Annotated in this window: 19 protein-coding genes and 1 pseudogene; 6 read left to right on the top strand and 14 right to left on the bottom strand. The window is 45.5% G+C overall.

Going from position 1 to position 23,095, the window contains the following annotated elements; genetic code table 11:
* Positions 1-390: pseudogene (locus ABDW33_RS06140) on the bottom strand (PA-phosphatase); the annotation flags it as partial.
* Positions 391-481: 91 nt separating this feature from the next.
* Here ABDW33_RS06140 and ABDW33_RS06135 point away from each other — a divergent pair.
* Positions 482-1,186, top strand: a complete 705-nt coding sequence (locus ABDW33_RS06135) for a Sir2 family NAD-dependent protein deacetylase (RefSeq protein ID WP_343689183.1) — start codon at positions 482-484, stop codon at positions 1,184-1,186.
* 127 nt (positions 1,187-1,313) lie between these two features.
* Here ABDW33_RS06135 and ABDW33_RS06130 read toward each other — a convergent pair whose 3' ends face one another.
* Complete coding sequence (locus ABDW33_RS06130) at positions 1,314-2,639, bottom strand: saccharopine dehydrogenase C-terminal domain-containing protein (RefSeq protein ID WP_343689182.1); 1,326 nt, start codon at positions 2,637-2,639, stop codon at positions 1,314-1,316.
* 402 nt (positions 2,640-3,041) lie between these two features.
* On the opposite strand from ABDW33_RS06130, the gene gyrA reads away from it, so the two are divergent.
* Together gyrA and ABDW33_RS06120 are read left to right on the top strand one after the other, a co-directional pair.
* Positions 3,042-5,642 carry a DNA gyrase subunit A gene (gyrA, locus tag ABDW33_RS06125; protein ID WP_343689181.1) on the top strand — a complete coding sequence of 867 codons (2,601 nt, stop codon included), beginning with the start codon at positions 3,042-3,044 and terminating at the stop codon, positions 5,640-5,642.
* Positions 5,643-5,768: 126 nt separating this feature from the next.
* The gene (locus ABDW33_RS06120) at positions 5,769-7,022 is read left to right on the top strand and encodes a hypothetical protein (RefSeq protein WP_343689180.1); all 1,254 of its coding nucleotides are present in this window, start codon (positions 5,769-5,771) and stop codon (positions 7,020-7,022) included.
* Between the two features lie 76 nt (positions 7,023-7,098).
* Here ABDW33_RS06120 and ABDW33_RS06115 read toward each other — a convergent pair whose 3' ends face one another.
* The 4 genes from ABDW33_RS06115 to ABDW33_RS06100 all read right to left on the bottom strand — a co-directional run bounded on the left by ABDW33_RS06115 (position 7,099) and on the right by ABDW33_RS06100 (position 9,848).
* Positions 7,099-7,470, bottom strand: coding sequence for a zf-HC2 domain-containing protein (locus ABDW33_RS06115; protein ID WP_343689179.1), 372 nt, complete (start codon positions 7,468-7,470; stop codon positions 7,099-7,101).
* A 2-nt stretch (positions 7,471-7,472) separates the two neighbouring features.
* Complete coding sequence (locus tag ABDW33_RS06110; protein ID WP_343689178.1) at positions 7,473-8,042, bottom strand: sigma-70 family RNA polymerase sigma factor; 570 nt, start codon at positions 8,040-8,042, stop codon at positions 7,473-7,475.
* A 161-nt stretch (positions 8,043-8,203) separates the two neighbouring features.
* Complete coding sequence (locus ABDW33_RS06105) at positions 8,204-9,283, bottom strand: tetratricopeptide repeat protein (protein WP_343689177.1); 1,080 nt, start codon at positions 9,281-9,283, stop codon at positions 8,204-8,206.
* A complete protein-coding gene (locus tag ABDW33_RS06100) occupies positions 9,273-9,848 on the bottom strand; it encodes a hypothetical protein (protein WP_343689176.1) in 576 nt (191 codons plus the stop codon). Before ABDW33_RS06100 ends, ABDW33_RS06105 begins: the two co-directional genes overlap by 11 nt.
* 71 nt (positions 9,849-9,919) lie before the next feature.
* On the opposite strand from ABDW33_RS06100, the gene ABDW33_RS06095 reads away from it, so the two are divergent.
* Positions 9,920-10,681, top strand: a complete 762-nt coding sequence (locus tag ABDW33_RS06095) for a C40 family peptidase (protein ID WP_343689175.1) — start codon at positions 9,920-9,922, stop codon at positions 10,679-10,681.
* 67 nt (positions 10,682-10,748) lie between these two features.
* On the opposite strand, the gene ABDW33_RS06090 is transcribed toward ABDW33_RS06095, so the two are convergent.
* The 3 genes from ABDW33_RS06090 to ABDW33_RS06080 form a co-directional block, all read right to left on the bottom strand.
* Positions 10,749-11,288 (bottom strand): inorganic diphosphatase, encoded by a 540-nt coding sequence (locus ABDW33_RS06090; protein ID WP_116854765.1) that lies wholly within the window; start codon positions 11,286-11,288, stop codon positions 10,749-10,751.
* Between the two features lie 199 nt (positions 11,289-11,487).
* Positions 11,488-11,961 (bottom strand): DUF4878 domain-containing protein, encoded by a 474-nt coding sequence (locus tag ABDW33_RS06085; protein ID WP_343689174.1) that lies wholly within the window; start codon positions 11,959-11,961, stop codon positions 11,488-11,490.
* 205 nt (positions 11,962-12,166) lie between these two features.
* A complete protein-coding gene (locus ABDW33_RS06080) occupies positions 12,167-13,240 on the bottom strand; it encodes a PhoH family protein (protein ID WP_343689173.1) in 1,074 nt (357 codons plus the stop codon).
* Between the two features lie 436 nt (positions 13,241-13,676).
* Between ABDW33_RS06080 and ABDW33_RS06075 the strand changes: the two genes are divergently transcribed.
* Positions 13,677-15,857, top strand: coding sequence for a PAS domain-containing sensor histidine kinase (locus ABDW33_RS06075; RefSeq protein ID WP_343689172.1), 2,181 nt, complete (start codon positions 13,677-13,679; stop codon positions 15,855-15,857).
* 8 nt (positions 15,858-15,865) lie between these two features.
* Positions 15,866-16,261, top strand: a complete 396-nt coding sequence (locus ABDW33_RS06070; RefSeq protein WP_343689171.1) for a response regulator — start codon at positions 15,866-15,868, stop codon at positions 16,259-16,261.
* 54 nt (positions 16,262-16,315) lie between these two features.
* Here ABDW33_RS06070 and rpe read toward each other — a convergent pair whose 3' ends face one another.
* From rpe to thrA, 5 genes are read right to left on the bottom strand one after another with little or no spacing between them, the layout of a single operon-like run.
* Positions 16,316-16,975, bottom strand: a complete 660-nt coding sequence (gene rpe / locus ABDW33_RS06065) for a ribulose-phosphate 3-epimerase (RefSeq protein ID WP_343689170.1) — start codon at positions 16,973-16,975, stop codon at positions 16,316-16,318.
* A 33-nt stretch (positions 16,976-17,008) separates the two neighbouring features.
* Positions 17,009-18,013, bottom strand: coding sequence for a tetratricopeptide repeat protein (locus ABDW33_RS06060; RefSeq protein WP_343689169.1), 1,005 nt, complete (start codon positions 18,011-18,013; stop codon positions 17,009-17,011).
* 60 nt (positions 18,014-18,073) lie between these two features.
* Positions 18,074-19,360, bottom strand: coding sequence for a threonine synthase (thrC, locus tag ABDW33_RS06055; protein ID WP_343689168.1), 1,287 nt, complete (start codon positions 19,358-19,360; stop codon positions 18,074-18,076).
* Between the two features lie 7 nt (positions 19,361-19,367).
* A complete protein-coding gene (locus ABDW33_RS06050; RefSeq protein WP_343689167.1) occupies positions 19,368-20,303 on the bottom strand; it encodes a homoserine kinase in 936 nt (311 codons plus the stop codon).
* A gap of 37 nt (positions 20,304-20,340) precedes the next feature.
* A complete protein-coding gene (gene thrA, locus ABDW33_RS06045; RefSeq protein WP_343689166.1) occupies positions 20,341-22,788 on the bottom strand; it encodes a bifunctional aspartate kinase/homoserine dehydrogenase I in 2,448 nt (815 codons plus the stop codon).
* Positions 22,789-23,095 lie beyond the last annotated feature (307 nt).

Genomic DNA, 23,095 nt, shown 5'->3' with positions numbered 1-23,095 from the left:
GAAAGGTTCGATCTGTTTTGTGACCGCATTCCATCCGCTGGTATGGTTGCGGAGCAGGAACTGCTTTACTTCATAGTCTGCTGTTGTCATCAGGATACCCGCTCCACCTACTACGATACCCAGGCGGATATAATCCCGTTTCTCCCAGTGTGCAGGACGTGCAACCGTATATTTTAAATCTGACCAGATGCTCTTCAGGTATACCTTGTTGATACGATAACTGATGGCAGTATCTTCTTCAGTCAGAGGTTTATTATGCTGTAAGCTGTCCAGCTGTTTTTTAGCAGTGCTGCTATCTGCTGGTATATGTGTCGTGTCATTCTGAGCACTGGCTGTTGTGTGCTGTAAGATAATCAGCGAACAGAAAATAAGCGTATAGATAATCTTCAAGGCTGGTCCTGTTTTGGAAATAATATATAAAGTTACGTTAAATGTTAAAACCAGTATATTCGAACCAGAAATTCATAAAAACATTCATGGTATGAGACTTCGGATGGTTGTATTAACAGGGGCTGGTATCAGCGCCGAGAGTGGTTTACGGACTTTCCGTGACAGTGATGGACTGTGGGAGGGGTATAACGTGTATGAAGTGGCTTCTCCGGAGGGATGGAAGAAGGATCCTCAGCTGGTACTGGACTTTTATAATATGCGCCGGCGGGATATACTGGCGGCACAACCCAATGCGGCACATATAGGCCTGGCAGCGTTGCAGGAGCATTTTGACCTGCATATTATTACCCAGAATATTGATGACCTGCATGAGCGAGGGGGGGCCAAACAGGTATGGCATTTACACGGGGAGATCACTAAAATGAGGAGTGTACTGGATACAGAACGAACCTATCCTTATAACGAAGACATTAAGCTGGGTGATCTTGCGGCAGATGGTGGGCAGCTGCGTCCTTTCATTGTATGGTTTGGAGAGGAAGTACCTATGATTGAGCAGGCGGTAGCCCTGGTCAGACAGGCAGATATTTTTGTGGTCATTGGTACGTCGTTGCTGGTGTACCCGGCGGCGGGACTGCTGGATATTGTGCCCAGACATGTACCGGTGTTTGTGATAGATAAGAGTTTACCGCAGGTGAAGCAGCGGCCTTATTTGCACCTGATAGAGAAGTCTGCGACAGCGGGTGTGAAGGAGTTGAAGGAGTTGGTGCAAACGTATATTCAAAGCCAGCATAATTAGATGAAGAGCAGTTGGCAATGTAGAACATATATTGCCTTTATACGGGAATAGTATAAAATTTAAAGGCTGACCATTGGTCAGCCTTTTTCTTTGAATGAGGGTCATCTACCATAGGAAAATATGATTTCTACTCGAAACTCTCCTCAAATCGAATATTATACTCTTCCAGTTCTTTCAGAACAGGGTTATATATATCAGGTGTGACAGGTATTTGCAGGCCCGTAAGATTTGTTTTTCCCTGCAGGATCATCTTGGCCATGATGCCCAGGGGCAGGCCAACAGTCTTTGCCATGGCGGTACGCAGGTGATCTTCGCCTTGTACGATCATGTAACTGTGCAGGCGGGTAGTGATGCCTCTGCGTTCAAATTCTATCTCATGGATCATCACGATCATATCCTTGTCGGTAGGTTCCATGGCCAGTTTGGATTCAACGATGTGCTGCAGTACACCGGCATTGGTGAGTTCCCCCTGCTGAATAGGTTCGCTGTTCAGCAAGCCTAAGAATTTCAGTTGGCGGATGATCTTTGACTTGGCAGAGATGCCGAGGTAATGAGCGATATTTTCTTCATTACTCAGGTCTTTCGCAGGCTTCAGGTGCTGACTGGCCCATTGGTAATAGGTCATATCATCAGTCTGAATCTTGTGAGCGTCGTCTGTAAGGCCTAGTTTTACCAGTGTGCCCCATCCTTCACAGAAGTCGGGATAGCGCAGGGTGGCACGCATGAAGGTCGGAATATCATCCAGTTTATATGCTTTCATATAAGCCAGTGAATCTCTGTTAGGATACCATGCGAGTTTGCCCAGGGTCGGGATCTGGATGGTTTTGCTCTGGTCAAAGAGGTGTGGGTAGTCGATTTCCTTCACCTTTCCTTTCTCTTTGTAAACAGCGCCGGAGCTACCTGCCATTACAATGTTGCGGGCGTTCCAGGATATTTTGTATTGCCATGGGTTGTCATTGCTTTCGGGAGAAATGAGGCCACCGCAGTAGGATTTAAAGGAGGAGATCTGTCCACCTTTCTTTTCGATAGAGTGGATCAGTTTCATAGCACTCATGTGATCGATACCCGGATCGAGGCCCATTTCATACATGAACAGGAGGCCTGCGTCTTCAATTTCCTTTTCCAGAGCTTTTATTTCCGGATCGATATAGGATGCAGTAAGTAGATTCTTTCCGAATTTGAGACAGTCTTTCGCTACAATAATGTGTAGGGAAGGAGGGAGCAGAGATATTACAAGGTCTGTTTCCTGAACGAGCTGTTGTCTGGCGGCTTCATCCTGGATGTTGATAGCAGCAGGGGTCACGTAGTAGGATTTACCGGTTTTCGACTTAATCAGCATCAAGTCGTGATCCGCTACGGTCACATGCCATTTCTGCCGGGGAGCATTCACCAGCAGGTAATCTATCAGGCAGGTGGCCGACTTCCCGGCACCAAACAATAAAATATTCTTCATGTTACCTTAATATAATTCTTTACTATGGTTTACGGAACAGGGATTTAACATCAGTGGTAATAGTAAAGTTCAAAATTTCAGCAAATTTCGAATCTATCTTTGACTCTTTAACTGCGCGCTGTCCCATGAGACTTTGATTTCCATAGGGTTAAAAACAAATTGTTTGCCAATATTTCATTTTCTCCATATTCTAATTTTTTATGATATGGGATAAATATTGGCAGTGAGTGCAATTTAAAAGATTATTCAGACTCTGCTGCAGAAAATATTTACTATCGCATTGTGTTTTAACGCTATATGGCAATTCCCTTTTTATTCACATTTAATGTCAAAATGGCCGTATTTCGGCCTGAAATGGCTATATTTGCGCTCATTTGTTTTATAAGCAAAACAACCATCTAAATGTCAGAAAATACTGAAAATTCTCAGGAAGGAAGGATTGTCCAGATTAACATCGAGGAGCAGATGAAGACCGCTTACATCGATTACTCAATGTCGGTAATTGTAGGTCGTGCGCTTCCTGATGTAAGGGACGGTTTGAAACCCGTACACCGCAGGGTGTTGTTTGGTATGAGTGAGCTGGGTAACAACAGCAATAAACCTTACAAGAAATCAGCCCGTATTGTGGGTGAGGTGATGGGTAAATATCACCCGCACGGCGATGCTTCCATTTATGACACCATTGTACGTCTTGCACAGCCCTGGACCTTGCGCTACATCCTTGTAGACGGTCAGGGTAACTTCGGTTCTGTAGACGGTGACGCGCCGGCGGCTATGCGTTATACGGAGATCCGTTTGCAAAAAATAGCAGAAGCGATGCTGGAAGATATCGACAAAGAGACAGTGGATTTCACGCTGAACTTTGACGATACCCTCGAAGAGCCTAGTGTATTACCAACCCGCATCCCGAACCTGTTGGTGAATGGTGCGTCTGGTATCGCGGTGGGTATGGCTACGAACATCATGCCTCACAACCTGAGTGAGGTAGTGGATGGTCTGATCGCTTACATTGAAAATAAAGAGATCACCAGCGAGGATCTGATTAAATATGTGAAAGCGCCTGACTTCCCAACCGGTGGTATCATCTACGGTTACGAAGGTGTGAAACAGGGATTTGAAACAGGCCGCGGGCGTGTGGTAGTGCGTGGTAAAGTAAATGTTGAAACGACCAAAGCGGGCCGTGAGCGGCTGGTAATTTATGAACTGCCTTACCAGATTAACAAGGCGGTGCTGCACCAGAAGATTGCGCAACTGGCGGATGATAAGATCATCGAAGGAATTGCTGAAGTACGTGATGAAAGTGACCGTGAAGGGATGCGTCTGGTAATTGATCTGAAACGTGAAGCCATTGCCAACGTGGTGATCAACCAGCTGTATAAATATTCAGAACTGCAAACGTCTTATGGTATCAACAACGTGGCACTTGTAAAAGGTCGTCCACGTGTACTGGCACTGAAAGATCTGTTAGCAGAATTCGTTGACTTCCGCCATGAAGTAGTGGTGAGAAGAACCCGTTTCGACCTGCGTAAAGCAGAGGAAAAAGCACACATCTTACAAGGCTATCTGATTGCTCTTGATCACCTGGATGAAGTGATTGCTTTGATTCGTGGTTCCCGTACACCGGATGAAGCGAAAGACGGATTGATGAGTCAGTTCGGTCTGAGCGAGATTCAGTCAAAAGCTATCCTGGAACTGCGTTTACAACGTCTGACTGGTATGGAGCGCGACAAGATCAAGGAAGAATATGAAGAGATCATGAAACTGATCAGCTACCTGAAAGATGTGTTAAACGACGAAAGTCTGCGTTTCAAGATCATCCGTGAAGAACTGGAAGATGTAAAGAAACGCTTTGGCGACGAGCGTAAGACTGAAATTCAGTACCTGGCCAGCGAAATGAGAATGGAAGATATCATCGCAGAAGAAGATGTGGTGATCACCATTTCCCACCTCGGTTATATCAAGCGTACATCTGCATATGATTACCGCCAGCAGAAACGTGGTGGTCGTGGTGCACTGGGCGGTAAAACCCGTGAAGAAGATTATATCGAGCACCTGTTCGTTGCTTCTACACACCATACCATGTTGTTCTTTACTGAGAAGGGGCGTTGTTACTGGCTGAAAGTATACGAGATTCCGGAAGGAGAGAAGAGTGGTAAGGGCCGTGCCATCCAGAACCTGATCAACCTGCCTACCGACGATAAGATCCGTGCAATTATTGACATCAAGGATCTGGGTGATAAAGATTTTATCAACAGCCACTATATCGTGCTCTGTACCAGCAATGGGATCATTAAGAAGACCTTGCTCGAAGAGTTCTCCCGCCCACGTCAGAATGGTGTGAACGCAATTACTATCAATGAAGGCGACCAGCTGCTGGAAGCCAAGCTCACCAACGGTAACAGCGAAATCATGATGGCTATTAAGAGTGGCCGTGCGATCCGCTTCCCTGAAAATACAGTGCGTGACACAGGTCGCGGTGCGATCGGTGTAAGAGGCATCGAAGTGGACAATGATAAGGACGAGGTAGTTGGTATGATTTGTGTAAATAAAGACGAAAATCGTACGGTACTGGTTGTATCCGAGAATGGTTTCGGTAAGCGGACAGATATTGAGGAATACAGAATTACGAACCGTGGCGGTAAAGGGGTTAAAACCATTAACGTTACAGAAAAAACAGGCCGCCTGATCGCTATCCTGGACGTAACTGAAAAGGATGACCTGATGATCACCTGTAAATCCGGTATCACTATCCGTATGGCAGTAGCCGATATCCGTGAAGCGGGTAGAGCAACACAGGGTGTAAGACTGATCCGCCTGGATGATACTGATCAGATCGCGGCAGTAGCACGCCTGGATGAGCAGGAAGAACAGGAAGTAGAGCAGGATCTGGAAAACATAGAGCAGGAGATTGCTCAGCAGGAAATCAGTGATGCAGCTGCTACCAGTGGAGAAGATGTAACTGATGAAGATCAGGCTGGGGACGGGGAAACACCTAATGAATAATTCATAAAATTACCGCAATTTGCCTATGCGAACTAATGGTTAAGCGGCGGTTGGTTGTATTTATTTAAAGCTGAACTCGTAAATAATCACTTAACCATACTTATAGCAAATAAAAAAAAATTGATCATGAAAAAACTGTTGGTATCATTTATCTTTTGCAGTGCAGGATTAGCAGCTGTAGCTCAGCGTGCTAAAGTAAATAGTGCTGAAGATGCCCTGAAAAGCAAGGATTATGCAAAAGCAACCGCTGATATTCAGGCTGCGCTGGAAAATGATAAAACCAAGAATGATGCAAAGACTTATTATGTAAAGGGTAAGATCCTGGAAGCACAGGCTACTGAGCATAAGAGCTCTGCTGAAGCACTTGAAGCATTCGAAGCATATAAGAAGGCTTTGGAAATCAATCCAAAATTACCAGAAGCGCTGTTGGAAATGAACCAGCGTATGTTCAACCTGTACGCTACCGTAGGTAACGCCGGTTATGGTAACCTGAACGATCAGAAATGGGATTCTGCATATACTCACTTCAAAGAAGCGTTCTCTATCGCGGAATTCTATAACGGTAAAAACCTGGGTGGTACAATCCCAACCGATACATCTATGACTTTCTATACCGGTTACGCAGCTAGCCAGGCAGGTCAGAAAGATGATGCGATCTTATATCTGAGAAAAGCAGCTGACCTGCAGTTCAAAACTGAGCCAGCACTGTATGTAATCCTGGCACAGGCTTACGAAGAGAAAGGTCAGAACGACAACTGGCTGAAAGCTATCGAAGAAGGTAAAGCCGCTTTCCCTAAAGACAAACGTTTTGGCGATATGGAAATGATCTACTACTCCAAGACCGGCAAGACCAACGAACTGCTGGCTATCCTGGAGAAGAAGATGGCTGAGAATCCAAATGATTTCAATACTGTACTGGACTACGGTATCCGCGTAGATAACCTGGCTAACCCACCTGCAGAAGAGGGGAAAGAAGCTGTAAAACCAGCTAATTATGAAGAACTGATGAGTAAAGCTGAAGGTGCATATAAAAAAGCAATCGAGCTGAAAGCTGATGATGCAACTGCAAACTTCCAGCTGGGTGCACTGTATTTCAACCGTGCGGTAGGTTTCAACAAGGAACTGAACGCTATGGATAGCAAACAACAGAATTCACCTAAAGCAAAAGAACTGCAGACCAAAGTACAGACCCTGATGGATCAGTCACTGCCTTTCTTTGAGAAAGCTGACCAGAACTTCACTGCTAAAGCTGCCAGCCTGGATGCTAGTGATAAGTCTACTTACCAGAGCTGCCTGTATGCATTACAGAAGATCTATGCGATCAAAAATGATAATGCGAAGGTAGACGCAACCAAGAAGAAACTGGATGCATTGAACTAAGAGATTTTTGAATAATAAGAAAGGCCCGTTGCACATGCAACGGGCCTTTCTTATTATAATGATTTTCTTCCTGGAACTATTTCGTTGGATGGGTCATAAAGTGATACGCCCAGAAGGCTGCAAGCAATATAAATAGTACAATAATACAGATAATGGCCAGTTGTGTATGACTGGCTATCTGATCCTTCTTTTGTTTCCTGCTTTTTAATTTCCGCAACATCTGCCACTTCATCTGCCTCAGGTATACGGGGATAATCTCCTTCTGTTCAAATGCACTTAATCCTTCTACAGCTTCACTGCACAATTCACAATCTGACAAATGCAACTCCACCTCATGCTGTTTCTCCGGCGACAACTTCCCCTGCACATAATCCATCAGCTCCTGCTGACTTGGACACTGTGTTGTCGTGAACAGATCATTATATGCATTATTCATAAAATCGTCCATGATTATTGCTTTCCTTGTTTGCTTAATAACAACTTCAAATTTCTTTTCCCGTTTTGAATATAACTCTTTACCTGCAACAAGCTATACCCTGTTTTGTTCGTGATTTCCTGGTAAGAGCATTTTTCCAGATAGAATAGTTTTACGCAGACGCGTTGTTCATCATTCAGCTGTTCAAGTGCCTGTTCCATATTTGTGAGGAGGACTTCTTTCTCTGCTAAGGTAGTTTTTTCTTCAGGAGGTGCAGGATCATTCAGGTGTTTTTCGCTCACTTCTTCCTGGCGTACCTGGTTACGTTGTCGGAGTTGCATGAGACAATAGTTCTTAGTGACCATATAGATCCATGCTCTGAAAAATTGCACCTGGTGCTTATTGATATCTGCTAATACTTTTAAAAAGATCTGCTGCACACTATCCCTTGCGTCTTCTTCATTTTTAAGGTATTTCATGCACATACCGAGTAAGAGGATGGCGTACCTGTCGAACAGGATGCCAACCCAGTGGCTGTTGTCATCGGATTTATACCGTTGCAGCAGTTCTTCGTCTGTTAATTCCTGGCTGTTCTTAATATTCACGGGATAAAGATAGAAACTTATAATATATAGATGCTAGGTTAGAGGAATTCCATAAAAAGAAATCTGAAGCAGTTTATTCCCTTCACATAGCGTGCAGGCGTGCATAAAAAAGCCTTGTACAGCTTACACCGTACAAGGCATATTTAAAAATGAAGAAACAATTACAAACTATCGAGTGCAGATTGTGCCTTATCTTTCATCGGCCCGTTCATCCGTACTACTTCTTTAAACATTCTACGGGCTTTTCCCGTCTGGCCTTTACTGCGGTAGCATACAGCCAGCTGGTAACGGGACAGCTCTCCATATTTGGATTTACTATCAGTCAGGTGTTTATACCTGGAAATAGCTTCATTTAAATCACCTTGCTGATGGTATACCATTGCTGCTTTGTACAGGAATTCATCAGTACCGGAAGGTTGTGCATCAGCTGTCTTTTTATCATCATCATCCTCCTTTTCCTTTTTAGGTGGTGGAGGTGTCTCTTTCTTCTCTACTTTATCTGCCACAGGAGCAGCTGTCTCTTTAGCGGGTTGTAAAGTAGGTTTCTCTTCTTTCTGTTCAGCAGCAGCGGTCTTCTTTGCCGAATCTTTAGGTGGTGCAGGCTTAGGTGTAACAGTAGCTTTGATTGTATCTTTTTTCACCGCGGGCACTACTGTTAATGGTGCAGGAGCAGCTTTCTTTTGCAAAGTATCTGCTACCGGTGCCGGTGCCGCGGGTGCGGGTGCTGGCGCTGCTGCGGTCTCGGCCTGTGGTGCAACCACCGGTTGATGCTGACTGGCAGGTATCGGCTCCATCCCTTTATCAGTCTTCTCAACGGCAGCGATTGGCGGATGCTGATTTGATGCCGTTAGTTTATTCTGTTGCTGAACGAGATACACTCCACCGGCGCCCAGTGCTACTGCGGCCACAACCCAGAAATAAATGAGAAAACTTTCTTTCTTTTGTTCCAGTCGCTGATAACGCTCTACCTTTTGCGTAGTTGATACCTTACGAATACTGTTACGGATATATTGTGATATACTTACAGACAATCGCTGATATTGCTCCCTGTACTTTGGCTGAGACAATGTCTGTAATGCGTCAAAGCAAAGATCGCAATCAACCAGGTGCTGTTCCAGCAAATGTTTTTCAAGGTCGGTCAGTCGCCCGTCAAGATAACGGGGCAGCTGGTCCCTGTTCATACACCGAACCGGGCTGAAGATTTTGAGTATCTTATCGTTATTTTCCAAATTACTGCTCATAGGATTGTTTCATCAGTATTGAAGCCATATGCTGTTTAGCATTTTTCAGTATCTGCCTTGTCTTGTCGATGGAATACTTTTTACTCTCAGCTAACTGGGCCAAAGGATGTTGTTCCAGGTAAAATTTAGTGAGAAAGTGTTTCTCCTCTGCCGGCAACTGACTAATGACTACATTCATTTGCGCAATGAGTTGCTGCTGCTCCTTTTGGTTCATGGCAGCTTTCTCAATCCGTGCATCAACCTGCTGTATTTCTCTGGATTCAGTAGAAGAAAAGAAGGGGAGGTTCCTGTCAGCCTTATCCTGAATGGCTTTCACATTGTAATGAATCCATTCATTTACCTTGTGAATGGTTTGGGTCTTCAGTGAGTTGCTGAGACGCTGTAAAAGTACCGGGAATACGTCATCTGCGCCCGTTTCGGGAGCCGTATTCAGATAAGGCAAACATACAGCCACCATGAGGTGACTATATCTTTCCAAAAGAACACCTTCGGCTTCCTGGTCTTTCAACTTTCTCGCCCGGGATATTAAGTCTTTGTCCGACAAATTAGTTAACTGCTGTAGCATAGTGTTACCTATATTTACATATGAAAACCTAAAAGGTTTCATTAGACATATAAATATTTTAGACAATTAATATGCCATATGCAATAACGGTGGTGCCTGTCATGCCTTTAAGGGCAGAACCCGCCCATAGAAGTGAAATGATCTCGCAGGCGTTGTGGGGTGAATGCGTAACCATTACAGTAACCGGACAGGATGGCTGGGTGAAGGTAAAATGTCAGTATGATGACTATGAGGGATGGGTTACTGTTAACCACCTGGAAATCATCGAAGAAGAATTATTTAACGCACCATACACGCATTATACTGCCAACTGGGTGAATACTGTCAAAATGAATGGTCAGCCGATGCAGGTGCCGTTAGGTTGCCTCGTAAAAACGACGGATGAGGCTGTAACAGTTTGGGGAAAGTGGCAGGTACAGTTTGAGGAAAAATTAAAGACACCTTTATTAGACGATAAAGAATTGAAAGAGAAGGCGTTCCACTTTCTGAATACAGCTTATTTATGGGGCGGAAAGTCGGTTTTTGGAGTAGATTGTTCCGGCTTTACGCAAACAGTGTTTAAGACATTGGGCATCTCATTAATGAGGGATGCGTATCAGCAGGCAACACAGGGTACAGTGGTGGACTTTCTACAGGAAGTGAAGTTGGGTGATCTGGCGTTTTTTGACAATGAAGCAGGCAGGATTACCCATGTAGGGATACTGTTGAATGATCATGAGATCATACATTCATCTGGTAAGGTGCGGGTAGATCCGATAGATAACCAGGGGATAATTAATGCAGATACAGGGGTGAGGACGCACAACCTGAGAATTATAAAAAGATACTTTTAAGGCACAGGAGGCCTCTGTCCGTAAATAAAAAAGCTTTTGCCAGGAGGCAAAAGCTTTTTTATTATAATTATTTGTTGAACTTCTTCTTGTAGCCTTCGATGCTTTCAAGAATGATTCTTTCAGCAACTTCTTTATTCTGGAATTCAGCAACTTTCACTTCTTTGTGCTCAAGTCTCTTATATTCTTCGAAGAAGTGACGCATTTCAGCAGTAAAATGAGGCGGCAATTCTGTAATATCGTTAATATAGTTCACGCTCATATCATTTGCAGCGACAGCGATGATCTTATCATCGGCCTCACCACCGTCAATCATCTGCATTACACCGATCACTTTGGCTTCCATAATACACATTGGCACTACATCGACCTGTGACAGGATCAGGATATCCAGTGGATCATGGTCATCGCAGTATGTCTGAGGAATAAAGCCATAGTTTGCAGGGTAGTATACAGAAGAATACAGCACTCTATCTAATTTGAGCAGACCTGTTTCCTTGTCCAGCTCGTACTTAGCGCGGCAGCCTTTTGGTATTTCAATAATCGCATTTACGACTTTGGGTGATTCAGATCCTGTGCTGACTTGATGCCAGGGATTGTTCGTCGTCATCTTCAAAACTATTTTATTGTTTATTTATTATTTTGGTGCCGCCGGCATTTGTCAGTATTACAAAAGGAAAAGGCTGTCCAAGTCGGTAGTGGGACTTAGGTCAGCTGTTTAACTTATGCAATGTGGAATTTAACTTTTGCTGGCGCGTCGCAAAAATAAGGAACTCAACTGTAAATCCAAATTTACAGGGAGGGTAGGACTATTTTTGATCCGGAGACGTTACGCTCGTGGAGTCTTGCTGCATGATGCTGGCAGAATCCATGGTTGGGGTAGCCGGAGGCATATAATTAGGAATTATGCTTTCCAATGACAGCGATATTTTCCATTGGCCGTTTTCCTTTACCAGTTGCAATCTCTCCTGTTGTTTAGAGGAGGAGTTCAACACAGTCACCGTCGCTTTATCTCCATTCTCTTCCGCATTTACGACTTCTATACCTGCCTTTTTGATTTTTTCTCTTTCGTTCTCATTGCGGCGGGCATCGAAAAATGAATATAACTGGATCACCTGCTGCGATTCCTTTGTCGCGTAATCTCTGGCGAGGTCAAAGTTAGATTCCTGAATAGCATGCATAAAGTTCAGTGCTACCTCCTGTGGGGAAGCCCGTTTTTTGCAGCTGCTCAGTACAACACCGGATATTAAAATCAGGGCAAGGAAGCGCAGATATTTGGTCATGCAATTGTTCATTATAAATAAGCGGTAACAAAAATAGGAGGAAAGTAGAAATTTACAAAAAAGCGATGATGAGTCTCCGGCCGTGGTTGCACACTTCTGTCCCGAACAGGAAAATTTGTTGTGTCTGGCCATGGGTACAGGTTCATATTGTTGTTCAATTCGCATAATAAAAAGTGAACATACAATAAACGCTGTTAAGGAAGTGTTAATTATCTCTGCGCTCCTCTTTTTCTTTGTCTCTTTCCCTGTCGCGATCCCTATCTCGATCTCTGTCCCTATCTCTGTTATCTCTGTTCCTGTGATTTGGATACTGTTGCTGATATTGTTCCTCTTTGTCCTTGGCGGCGTCGTATGCACGAATGATAGCTTTTACCAAACGGTGTCTTACCACATCTTCTTCATCCAGTTCCAGATAGCCAATGCCATCTACATTACGAAGAATACGGCTCGCTTTTGCCAGACCGGATTGCTGATTTTTTGGCAGATCGACCTGTGTCATGTCACCCGTAATGATTGCCTTTGCATTTGGGCCGATACGGGTCAGGAACATTTTCATCTGCAGGTCAGTTGCATTCTGTGCTTCATCCAGGATGATGAAAGAATTGTCCAGCGTACGGCCACGCATGTATGCCAGTGGAGCGATCTCGATGACACGATTGGTCATGTAATAGCTCAGTTTATCTGCCGGGATCATATCATCCAATGCATCGTACAGAGGGCGCAGGTAGGGATCAATCTTTTCTTTCAGGTCGCCGGGGAGGAAGCCAAGGTTTTCGCCGGCTTCTACGGCAGGACGGGTAAGAATGATCTTCCTGACAGCTTTGTTCTTAAGTGCACGTACAGCAAGGGCTACAGCAGTATAAGTCTTACCTGTACCAGCAGGCCCGATGGCAAAAATGATATCATTCTTTTCTGCCATTGCCACCATCTTCTTCTGGTTGGCAGTTCTTGCCTTTACATTGCGGCCGTTAGGACCAAATACGAGGATCTCGTTAGAATTACGGTCTTTGAAATTGTCGACAGACTCTTCGTCTCCTAAAATTTGTTCGAAGTAATTTTCACTGAGGTTACCATTGCGCTCCAGGTAAGAGATGATTTGCGTAATTTTTTCCTGCGCTGTTGCTACTTCTTCCGGTGCACCGGATATTTTGAGTTGAGTACCCCGGGAGAGAATCTTTAGCAGCGGAAATTTTTTCTTCAGCAGGTCGAGCTTTCCATTATTGACCCCAAAAAACTCGATAGGGTTAATGCTGTCTAAGTTGATGATTGATTCTGTCAAGTGTTGTCTTATTTAATTGTGAAGCGGGATGCCACGCCTGGCAGTGCAGCGGCCCATATCAGCAGCGGCAATAACCAAGCCAAAGCCTTTTTCCTTACTGGCGATATACAGATCACTTAATTTGTCAATTTAACAATTGGCAGATGCGACGATCATTTGCTTTCAATGTTAAAAAAACGGTAAGAATTAAACTTTCTTTTGAGTCCCTTTGATTTAGCCAAAGATAGGCACCATTTCAAATTTGAAAAAAATGGAAATCCACAATGGGTGGAAAAAATTCGAAAACAATCCTGCTTATAGTTTTACAGGTAGGAATTCCGATCAGTTCATCAGAAGTAATGAAGAAATTGTGATGGCTGAAAGACGCTGTAGAAAAATATCTACCAAAAAATATTAATATATTCCCTATTTTTAAAAACTTATCCTATAGAAAATTATGAATGATGCCATTATAAACAAGGCACTCGCTTCGTTTGTACCGGCACTGTTACTAGACCTTAATGGAAACCTGTTATCGGCCAATGATCGGGCCAGGGGACTTGTGCAGTTACCGGGGGGAAATGCAGGAAAAGTCCACTATGATCACCTGTTCGGCGAAAGAACCGGTATATACTGGGGAGCGCTGTTAGCCACCTTACAAAACGGATTGAAAGCCTGTATTGAACTTGCAGGCCGGAGTGGACAATGGACAGCATGGCAGTTGCTGGCCCACAATGAACATTATATTTTACTGGGGCAGGAATCCACCCAGCCAGATAAACTATTTTCTCATCTTCCACTGGGTATACAACAGTTCACTGTGGACGGATTCCCGGTTAAAAGCAACGCCTTACAAAAGGAGATCTGGGGACCTCATCACCCTATTTTTATACAACCAGGATATAATATCCTGCGTGACCCCGTTTATCGCCAGATCGGACTGAGCCAGCTGTTTGAAGAAGTAGTGGCTACAGGCGGGCCTGTAAAAAAGGAAATCCTGTTACGCTATCAGGAATTTGCTATTAGGGATGCGATCCGACTTTCACCTTGTTTTTACGAAGCCACCGTCTTTCCTGCTTTTAACCAGCAAAAGCAGATCACGGACCTTTACCTCCTGTTGCAGGAATGCACAGCTCAGAAGCTCACACTCATGGGCCTTGAAAAAAGTGCCCGCCTGCTGGACAGCGTAGTAGAACACCTGCCCATCGGCTATGTACAGTTCGATCACCACGGATTTATGCGCCGGATAAATCACACACATCGTGAGTTTTTGAAGGTCCGTTCCGGGCTTCAGTATGAGAGCTACAATATCATGAGCGACCCTTTTGCCCGGCTGTACGGCTTCAATGAAATGTTCATGACCGTTGTAACTGAGAACAGGATGATCCGCAGGGAAATCGAAGTAGACTTCTCCGCCGAAAAAACGTACACAGATTTATCGGAGGTTCGCTGGATGGACTATACCCTTTTCCCGCTTCGGGACCCGATCGACAAGAAAACGATCGTAGTAGCCCTTATCAACGATATCACAGATAAGAAACTGGAGCACTACATGCGTACCGAGCTTCAACGCAACACGGAGCAGCTGCACCTTTTCTTTGATGCGGTTGATATGGGCTACGCTACCCTGGAGCGCGATGGGCGTGTAAACTTTATGAACAGGAAGGCGGCACAAATGGCAGGCGTGGAAATTCAACCCGGCTGTAATATCTTTGCGGTAATTCCTGAGTTCAGAACGCCGTCTCCATTCCTGGACAGATTGGCACAGGCCATGAAAAGTACTGTATCAGAGTCATTTAGTAGCTACTTTTACCGGATGGACAAGTGGTTTGACTTCCTTGTCACACCTATGCGTGATAACACCGTCTCTGTCTTTATCCGGGATATTACGGGGAGCCGCAAATTGCAAAAAGAATTACACAGGGCCAATAGTCAGCTGAGTAAGCTGAACCGGAACTTAACGAACCAAAACCAGCAGCTGGAAGATTTCGCGCACATCACTTCCCATAATCTGAGGGCACCGATTGCCAACCTGAAAGCGCTGATGCAATTACACAACGACTCCGAAAAGGAAACGGAGAAGGAGGAATACCTGGGCATGCTTGAAGCCGTGATTAACAAAACGGATGAGACACTCAATGACCTGGTAAACGTGGTGCAAATACGAAAAGAGACAGATATCCGGCAGGAACTGCTTTCCTTTGAAAGCAGATTACAGTACATATCGCACGTGCTGGTGCTGGAAATAAGCCAGAGTGGCTTGCAGATCACAACCGACTTGCAGGAAGCCCCCATGGTTAGATTTCCGAGAATCTACCTGGATAGTATTCTACAAAACCTTGTCACCAATTCCATCCGTTACAGGATGCCTGGCACAGTGCCAACCCTTCATTTCAGCAGCCGGAAAGAGAAAGGTATGATCACCCTGACGGCAGAAGATAACGGAATGGGGATAGATATGGATCGCTTTGGCAGCAAACTGTTTGGTTTCAGGAAGACATTTCATAAAAATGCTGATGCAAAGGGAATCGGCCTGTTTATTACAAAAAACCAGGTAGAGGCAATGGGAGGAAGTATAAGTGCGGAGAGCGCACCAGGCCGGGGTACCAAATTTATTATTACCTTTAAAACCGAATAAATCCCTGTATGCAATTGCTCAATTTGATTTTTATCGTTGACGATGACCCGATTCATCAACAAATAGCAAATCTGATGATCAAGCGGCAAGGGATCGGGGAGAAAGTGAAAGCATTTTCTGAAGCACAGGACGCACTCAACTATCTGCGTGAGTACATCTACGAGCCGGATCTGCTGCCAGACCTGATCCTGCTGGACCTAAACATGCCAGTCATGGATGGCTGGGACTTCCTGAACGACTATGCCGGATTTTATGAGCAGCTACCTAAGAAAATTGGCATCTTTGTACTCACTTCTTCTATTGATGACAGTGACAGAAAGAAGGTGGACGATTATGCTTTTGTGAAAGGATATCTCACGAAGCCTTTGTCAAGTGAGATCATTAATAAGCTCCAGGCGGAATAAAATAAAAATCCCGCCATCCGTTAGAGGCGGGATCAAATATGTGTTCGAACACGGTTAGGCATATTTTAAGGCCTTGATCGCTGCAGCAGGGTCGGGCGCATTGAATACCGAACTGCCAGCTACCAGCACATCGGCTCCGGCCGCTATGATTGCTGCCGCATTATCAGTTGTAATTCCTCCATCAACTTCAATTAATGCATGTGCCTGATGTTCGTCTATCAGGGCACGGAGTTGCTTTATCTTAGTGAGTGACTGATCAATAAAGTGCTGGCCGCCGAAGCCGGGGTTTACACTCATAATGAGTACCAGGTCAAGGTCCTTAATTACATTCTCCAGTAAATGTACAGGCGTATGGGGGTTCAGCGCGACACCTGCCTGCATACCGAGGTTTTTGATCTGCTGGATATTGCGATGTAAATGTGTACAGGCTTCGTAGTGCACGGTAAGAATGTCAGCACCGGCCTTTTTAAAATCTTCTGCATACTTCTCCGGCTCTTCTATCATCAGATGCACATCACAGATCTTACGGGCCGCTTTTTTAATATGGGAAATGACGGGTAGTCCAAAACTGATATTAGGCACAAAACGTCCGTCCATTACATCGAGGTGCAACCAATCAGCCTCACTGTTATTCAGCATATCTACTTCCTTGCCGAGCTCCAGGAAGTTGGAGGCTAGGAGAGAGGGTGCAATAAGGGTGGTCTTCTTTTTCAAAGGAACAACGTTTTTTTGAGCTACGAATGTAACTTATTTCTGTATGTTCGCCAGCGCCTCTTTGGCCTCCTTATAATCCTTTTTAAAGGTGATGGCTTTGCTATAATCATCTATAGCCTGTTGTTTCCTGCCCAGTTTTTCGTTGCATCTGGCCCGGTAGTAATAGAACTCACCTTCGGCCGGGGCTGACTTACAAGCCATGTTAAAGTAGTTATAGGCGGGCTGCCATTCCTGTTGTTTAAAATAGAGTTTTCCCAAAGCAAAGTAATTATCCCCATCCTCAGGATCGATATTGATCGCACTCTTAAATGCAGTCATCGCTTCAGCCAGCTTACCTTCCTGCTCATAGAATTTACCGATGGCAAATACGGCATCATCATTAGTAGAATCCATTCTGGCTGCAAGTGTATAATATTGCAGAGCGGCGGGAACATGGCGCTCTGCCAGCAGGTCGCCCAGTTCCATGACGGCATCGTAGTCACTTTGTAAACCTGCCTGATCAATGGCAGTTCTCAGATGCTGGATAGCGAGTGTGGTGTCTTTATTTTCTTCAGCAATCTTTGCTTTGAGATAATAGGCCTTATCGTGATTCGCAGGGTCGTTGGCCAGTTTGGATGCCAGACTGTCTGCGCGTTTGTATTGTTTATCTTCAATGAGGGCAGTGGCAAGGCGATATTGCAGGTAGGCATACTTTGGCGCCAGGTGCTGGGCTTTTTGAAAATTAGCCACCGCCTCCTTGTATTTACCTGTTAAAATAGCGGCTTCACCGGCACCAGCCCAGTAGTCTGGCACGGTTGGTTTCAGGTTGGCTGCCTTTTCAAAGTCTTTCTGTGCCAACGCGGGGTCTGTATTGAACAGCAAAAGTGCTCTCCTGAAATGCAGGTCTGCATTATCAGGGAACTTATTCAGCGAATCAGTCAGCGGCTGTATCATGGGCGCATAGAGCGCAGAATCGGCACTTGCTTCTGCTGAATGCTCCGTAGAGCTGGAGTTGCAGGCAAACAGTATAGGCAGTGAGAAAAGGGCCAGGTATTTCATATGGCAATATTAAAATAAAAAAATAAGCATCTCACTGAGATGCTTATTTTTTTAAAACCTTTATTGCTTCATCAGCCAGTCTTTCAGGGCTGCATAGTCATTCGGGAGTTGTACTGATTGTTTTTCCAGTGAGTAGAGATGCTGTACCCTGTCTGGGGTGACAATCTGCGATTGCAGGCTGGCAGGCGCTGTATCTGCAAATTTAACCGGGTGCGCTGTTTCGAGGAATACGCCGGTGGTATCTGCGCCTGCAAGGTATTTTTGCAGTCCCAGGTACCCTACGGCCCCATGTGGATCCAGCATATAGTTATATTTATTCCATACTTCCTCCATCGTTTCCACGGTTGCCTTATCATCAAAACTATACGCTGTCAGTTTCTCTTTTAATGCCGGCAGGCTGTTCATAAACAACTGCAGGATCCTTACAAAGTTGCTCGGATCAGCTACGTCCATAGCGTTAGAAAGGGTGGGCTTTGCCTGACCGGGCTGATATTGGCCATTCTCCATGAATCGGGGTACAGTATCATTTACGTTGGTACTTGCTACGAAATGTTTTACCGGCAATCCCATGGCTGCAGCCATCATACCAGCACAGATATTACCGAAATTGCCGCTAGGTACGGAAAATACAACTTCTTTCTGCAATTGCTTATAGGCCAGCAGGTAGTAAAACATCTGTGGTAACCACCGTGCCACGTTGATAGAGTTGGCACTGGTCAGCAGGGTATGGGCCTGCAGTGCACCATCGAGGAAAGCGGTTTTCACCATACGCTGACAGTCATCGAAGGTGCCGGCTATCTCCAGTGCGGTAATATTCTTCCCCAGTGTTGTCAGCTGTTTTTCCTGCAGGGTGCTCACCTTACCGCTGGGGTAGAGGATCACCACTTTCACACCCGGTACATCGTAGAAACCATTGGCAACAGCTCCGCCGGTGTCGCCGGAAGTAGCTACCAGTACAGTTACCGGGCGGGTGTCATTCCTGCGGAAGTAGCCGAGACAACCCGCCATGAAGCGGGCACCTACGTCCTTGAATGCCAATGTAGGGCCATGCCAAAGTTCCAGGGAATAGATGTTATCATGAACGGGAGCAACAGGAAATGGAAAGCTGAGCGTATCGGCAATGATTTTTCGCAGCGCTTCGTCGGGAATTTCTTCACCTACGAATGGTTTGATGGCAGCATAGCCGATTTCGACCTCACTTTTCTCTGCAATATTTTCGAGGAAGCTTTTTTCGAAGGCGGGGATGTGCTCCGGAAAGTATAATCCCTTATCTGGCGCAAGGCCGGCTACTACCGCATCTTCGAAGGATACGATATGGTCTTTATTCTGTAAACTATAATATTTCATGAGTTGATTACGCTTTTGATATTTTCACACCTTCCGTATTGATCTTAGAAACATGGATCTTGTAGTCCACTCCCAGCGGAGCATATACGGTATTCATCATCTCTGCTACACTGCGGGCATTGGCCTCACCTTTGCTCAGCATGAATACAGAGGGGCCAGAGCCCGAGATACCACCACCCAGTGCACCTGCTTCCTTACATTTAACTTTCAGTTCATAGAAAGCAGGAATGAGAATAGCACGTACTGGTTCTACGATCACATCTTCCAGGGAACGGCTGATGAGTTCATAGTTTTCCTGGTAGAGCCCTGCCACTAGTGCGCCGACATTCCCCCACTGGCGGATGGCATCTGTCATGAGCACTTTTTGTTTCAGGATCTCGCGGGCATCAGAGGTTTTTACTTCTATCTGGGGATGTATAACAGTTACCCAAAGTTCTGATGGTGTATGGAGCGCAGTAATATCAAGCGGTTTATAACTTCTTACAAGGGTGAAGCCACCCAGAATAGCAGGGGCTACGTTGTCTGCATGCGCAGCACCACTGGCCAGTCTTTCACCTTCCATGGCAAAGCGGACAAGTTGCTTGCGGGTGAAGGGTTCTCCCAGTAAATGATTGGCGCCTACCACGGCACCTGCGCTGCTGGCGGCACTGGAGCCAATGCCACTACCTGGTGTGATATTCTTAAATAATTCCAATTCTATACCTGCATCCGGATTGCCCAGCTTTTGCAACAATGCCTGTATCGCCACACCACATACATTCTGTGCGGGATCTGTAGACAGATTTGCACCATGTACCCTGGTGATTGTCACGCCCGGTTTAGTGCTCCTGCGCATGATGAATTCATCGCCAGGTGCATCCATGGCCAACCCGATCACATCAAAGCCACAGGCTACATTGGCTACCGTTGCGGGGGCAAATACTTTTATACAATCATTTTCCATCGATCTTTCCTTTGTGATTGAACATTTAAGATAAACATTATCTGGCAGAACGGATAATATCTGCAAAGATACCGGAAGCTGTTACGTCTGCGCCTGCACCTGCTCCTTTTACGATGAGTGGCTGGTCGGCATATCGGTTAGTGGTATAGAGCACAATGTTATCTTTTCCCAGCAGGTTGTAGAAAGGATGATCCGGAGCTACGGATTGTAATCCTACAGAAGCTTTGCCGTTTTCGTAGCGGGCTACGAACTTCAGGCGTTTGCCTTCTTTCACAGCGGCATCATACAGACCTTGGAAGTGAGCTGCGTGCACGTCCAGTTGCTCGTAGAAATCGGCTACTGATGGCGCATTCAGTGCTTCAGCAGGCAGGAACGAATGATTGGTAATATCTTCCAGTTCCATTCTGGCACCACTTTCACGGGCCAGGATCAGGATCTTGCGCATTACATCCACGCCACTCAGATCAATGCGTGGATCTGGTTCTGTATAACCTTCGTCCTGTGCAGCCTTCACGACTTCGCGGAAGCTGGCTCCGTTTACGAAGTTGTTAAATACGAAGTTCAAACTGCCACTCAGCACTGCTTCTATGCTGTTTACCTTGTCCCCGCTGCGGATCAGGTCATTCAGGGTGTTGATCACTGGCAGACCGGCACCTACATTGGTTTCGAACAGGAAAGAGGCATTGTATTTACGCGCCATATCTTTCAGGCTCTTATAGTAGTTGTAGTCAGAAGAACAGGCAATCTTGTTGCAGGTTACCACCGAGATACCATGTTGCAGGAACTCTCCATAGATAGCCGCCACTTCAGGACTGGCAGTGTTATCAACGAATACGCTGTTGCGCAGGTTGAGGGCTTTGATCTTTTGAGCAAAACTTTTTATATCGGAGGGCTCACCGTTTTCCAGCAACTGGCGCCATTCAGGCAGGTTGATGGAAGCATGGCCAAATGCCATTTTCCTGCTGCTGGCTATACCTGCCACACGTACATGCAGTCCCAGTTCATTCATGAGAAAGTTGTGCTGTTGGTTCAGTTGTTCCAGCAGTTTACCACCTACATTACCTACACCGGCGATAAATACGTTGACCTGCTTCAGTGGTGTTTCGAAGAATGCTTCGTGGATGACGTTCAGCGCTTTCTTTACATCAGCCTTATTAATCACCACCGAGATATTTTTTTCGGTAGAACCCTGTGCGATCGCGCGGATGTTGACACCATTACGACCCAGTGCAGCAAAGAGCTTACCGCTGGTGCCATGGTGATTTTTCATTTTATCACCCACAACGGCTACGATGCTCATATCTCTTTCCACTACCAGTGGCTGGATACGTTTTTCCTGTATTTCCTGCGCGAATTCACTATCCACGGCTTGTTTGGATTTCAGCATATCTGCTTCATGAATCCCGACAGTGATGGAGTGTTCGGACGAGCTCTGGGTGATAAGGATCACATTGATCTTTTCCTGGAGCAGTGCTTCGAACAGGCGTTTGGAGAAACCGGGTATACCCACCATACCACTACCTTCAAGGGTGAGCAGGGCGATCTTCTGGATGCCGCTGATACCTGTTACAGGGTAAGTGCGGTTGCTGCCGTCAGGGGTATGGATCAAGGTACCATAGTCATCGGGCGCGAAAGTGTTCTTGATCCAGATCGGTATTTTCTTATCCATGACCGGTTGGATGGTAGGAGGGTAGATAACCTTTGCACCGAAGTGAGACAGTTCCATCGCTTCAGCATAACTGATGTGCGGGATGGGAATGGCCTGAGATACCAGGCGGGGATCAGCTGTCATCATACCGCTGACATCTGTCCATATATCCAGCACATCTGCGTTGAGGGCAGCTGCAATGATCGCAGCAGTATAGTCTGAGCCGCCTCTGCCGAGGGTAGTTGTTTCGCCATCAGCAGTAGCTGCTACGAAGCCGGGGAGTACGATATAAGTAGCAGTTTCCTGGAGGAAATATTGGTTAGTCTGATGATTGGTTGCGAGGAAATTGACAGCGGCGTTGCCATAGTAACCATCGGTTACGATCAGTTCCCGGCTGTCTTTCCATGCGGTAGAAAGGCCGCTGACTTTGAGCTTTTCAGCAAGGAGGTAAGAAGATACCAGTTCTCCGAAGCTCATGATTTTATCCAACGATCTTGCGCTGAGTTCACCTACCTGGAAGATACCGTCGCACAGTGTTTCCAGTACGTTTAAGCGCTTTTTTACCTGAGAGATAATGCTGCTTTGTGCAGTGATAGGAAAAAGGGTTCGGATGGTTTCGAGGTGCTTATTTTCAATCTCCTCTAACACTGTTTTGTATTGTTCCTGTCCTTGTCCGGCGAGCGTGCCTACCTGTATGAGTTTATCGGTAATGCCGCTCATAGCAGAAGCCACGATGGTAAGACGGCCGTTCTGTTTTTTATTTTTTACGATCTCGCAAACCTGTTCTATCGCCTGGGCGCTTCCCATGGAGGTACCGCCAAATTTTAATACTTGCATGTCTGTAATTGTTAATACGTAAAGATCCTATCGCTTTTGCTGCTGGTTACCACCGTAGGTGGTCGTTGGATGATATGTGAAAATTAACCCCGGAGCGGGGTAATAATTGTGGTAGTAATAATAGTGCTGAAACCTGCACCGGAGATGGCGCGGGATACAGAAGAGATATATGTAACTATCGGTAGCACTATTTTGTATAATTTACTATTCGCAAACAAAAGTCTGGAATATGTTTTGAATTAGCAAATGAATTGTCAGAATTTTGAAATAATTTAAAATAGAGGGTGGTTTTTTGTTAAAATTTACG

The sequence above is a fragment of the Chitinophaga sp. genome (assembly GCF_039596155.1).
GTDB lineage: Bacteria > Bacteroidota > Bacteroidia > Chitinophagales > Chitinophagaceae > Chitinophaga.
Note: the sequence above shows the minus strand (reverse complement) of the source record. Positions and strands in the feature narration are given on the sequence as shown.

Coding starts and splice junctions, on each gene's coding strand:
- ABDW33_RS06060 (WP_343689169.1), bottom strand. CDS start 18,013: ATGAAATACCTGGCCCTTTTCTCACTGCCTATACTGTTTGCCTGCAAC.
- ABDW33_RS06135 (WP_343689183.1), top strand. CDS start 482: ATGAGACTTCGGATGGTTGTATTAACAGGGGCTGGTATCAGCGCCGAG.
- ABDW33_RS06105 (WP_343689177.1), bottom strand. CDS start 9,283: ATGAGCAGTAATTTGGAAAATAACGATAAGATACTCAAAATCTTCAGC.
- ABDW33_RS06120 (WP_343689180.1), top strand. CDS start 5,769: ATGAAAAAACTGTTGGTATCATTTATCTTTTGCAGTGCAGGATTAGCA.
- ABDW33_RS06095 (WP_343689175.1), top strand. CDS start 9,920: ATGCCATATGCAATAACGGTGGTGCCTGTCATGCCTTTAAGGGCAGAA.
- ABDW33_RS06115 (WP_343689179.1), bottom strand. CDS start 7,470: ATGGACGATTTTATGAATAATGCATATAATGATCTGTTCACGACAACA.
- ABDW33_RS06075 (WP_343689172.1), top strand. CDS start 13,677: ATGAATGATGCCATTATAAACAAGGCACTCGCTTCGTTTGTACCGGCA.
- thrA (WP_343689166.1), bottom strand. CDS start 22,788: ATGCAAGTATTAAAATTTGGCGGTACCTCCATGGGAAGCGCCCAGGCG.
- gyrA (WP_343689181.1), top strand. CDS start 3,042: ATGTCAGAAAATACTGAAAATTCTCAGGAAGGAAGGATTGTCCAGATT.
- ABDW33_RS06050 (WP_343689167.1), bottom strand. CDS start 20,303: ATGGAAAATGATTGTATAAAAGTATTTGCCCCCGCAACGGTAGCCAAT.
- thrC (WP_343689168.1), bottom strand. CDS start 19,360: ATGAAATATTATAGTTTACAGAATAAAGACCATATCGTATCCTTCGAA.
- ABDW33_RS06070 (WP_343689171.1), top strand. CDS start 15,866: ATGCAATTGCTCAATTTGATTTTTATCGTTGACGATGACCCGATTCAT.
- ABDW33_RS06130 (WP_343689182.1), bottom strand. CDS start 2,639: ATGAAGAATATTTTATTGTTTGGTGCCGGGAAGTCGGCCACCTGCCTG.
- ABDW33_RS06090 (WP_116854765.1), bottom strand. CDS start 11,288: ATGACGACGAACAATCCCTGGCATCAAGTCAGCACAGGATCTGAATCA.
- ABDW33_RS06085 (WP_343689174.1), bottom strand. CDS start 11,961: ATGACCAAATATCTGCGCTTCCTTGCCCTGATTTTAATATCCGGTGTT.
- ABDW33_RS06100 (WP_343689176.1), bottom strand. CDS start 9,848: ATGCTACAGCAGTTAACTAATTTGTCGGACAAAGACTTAATATCCCGG.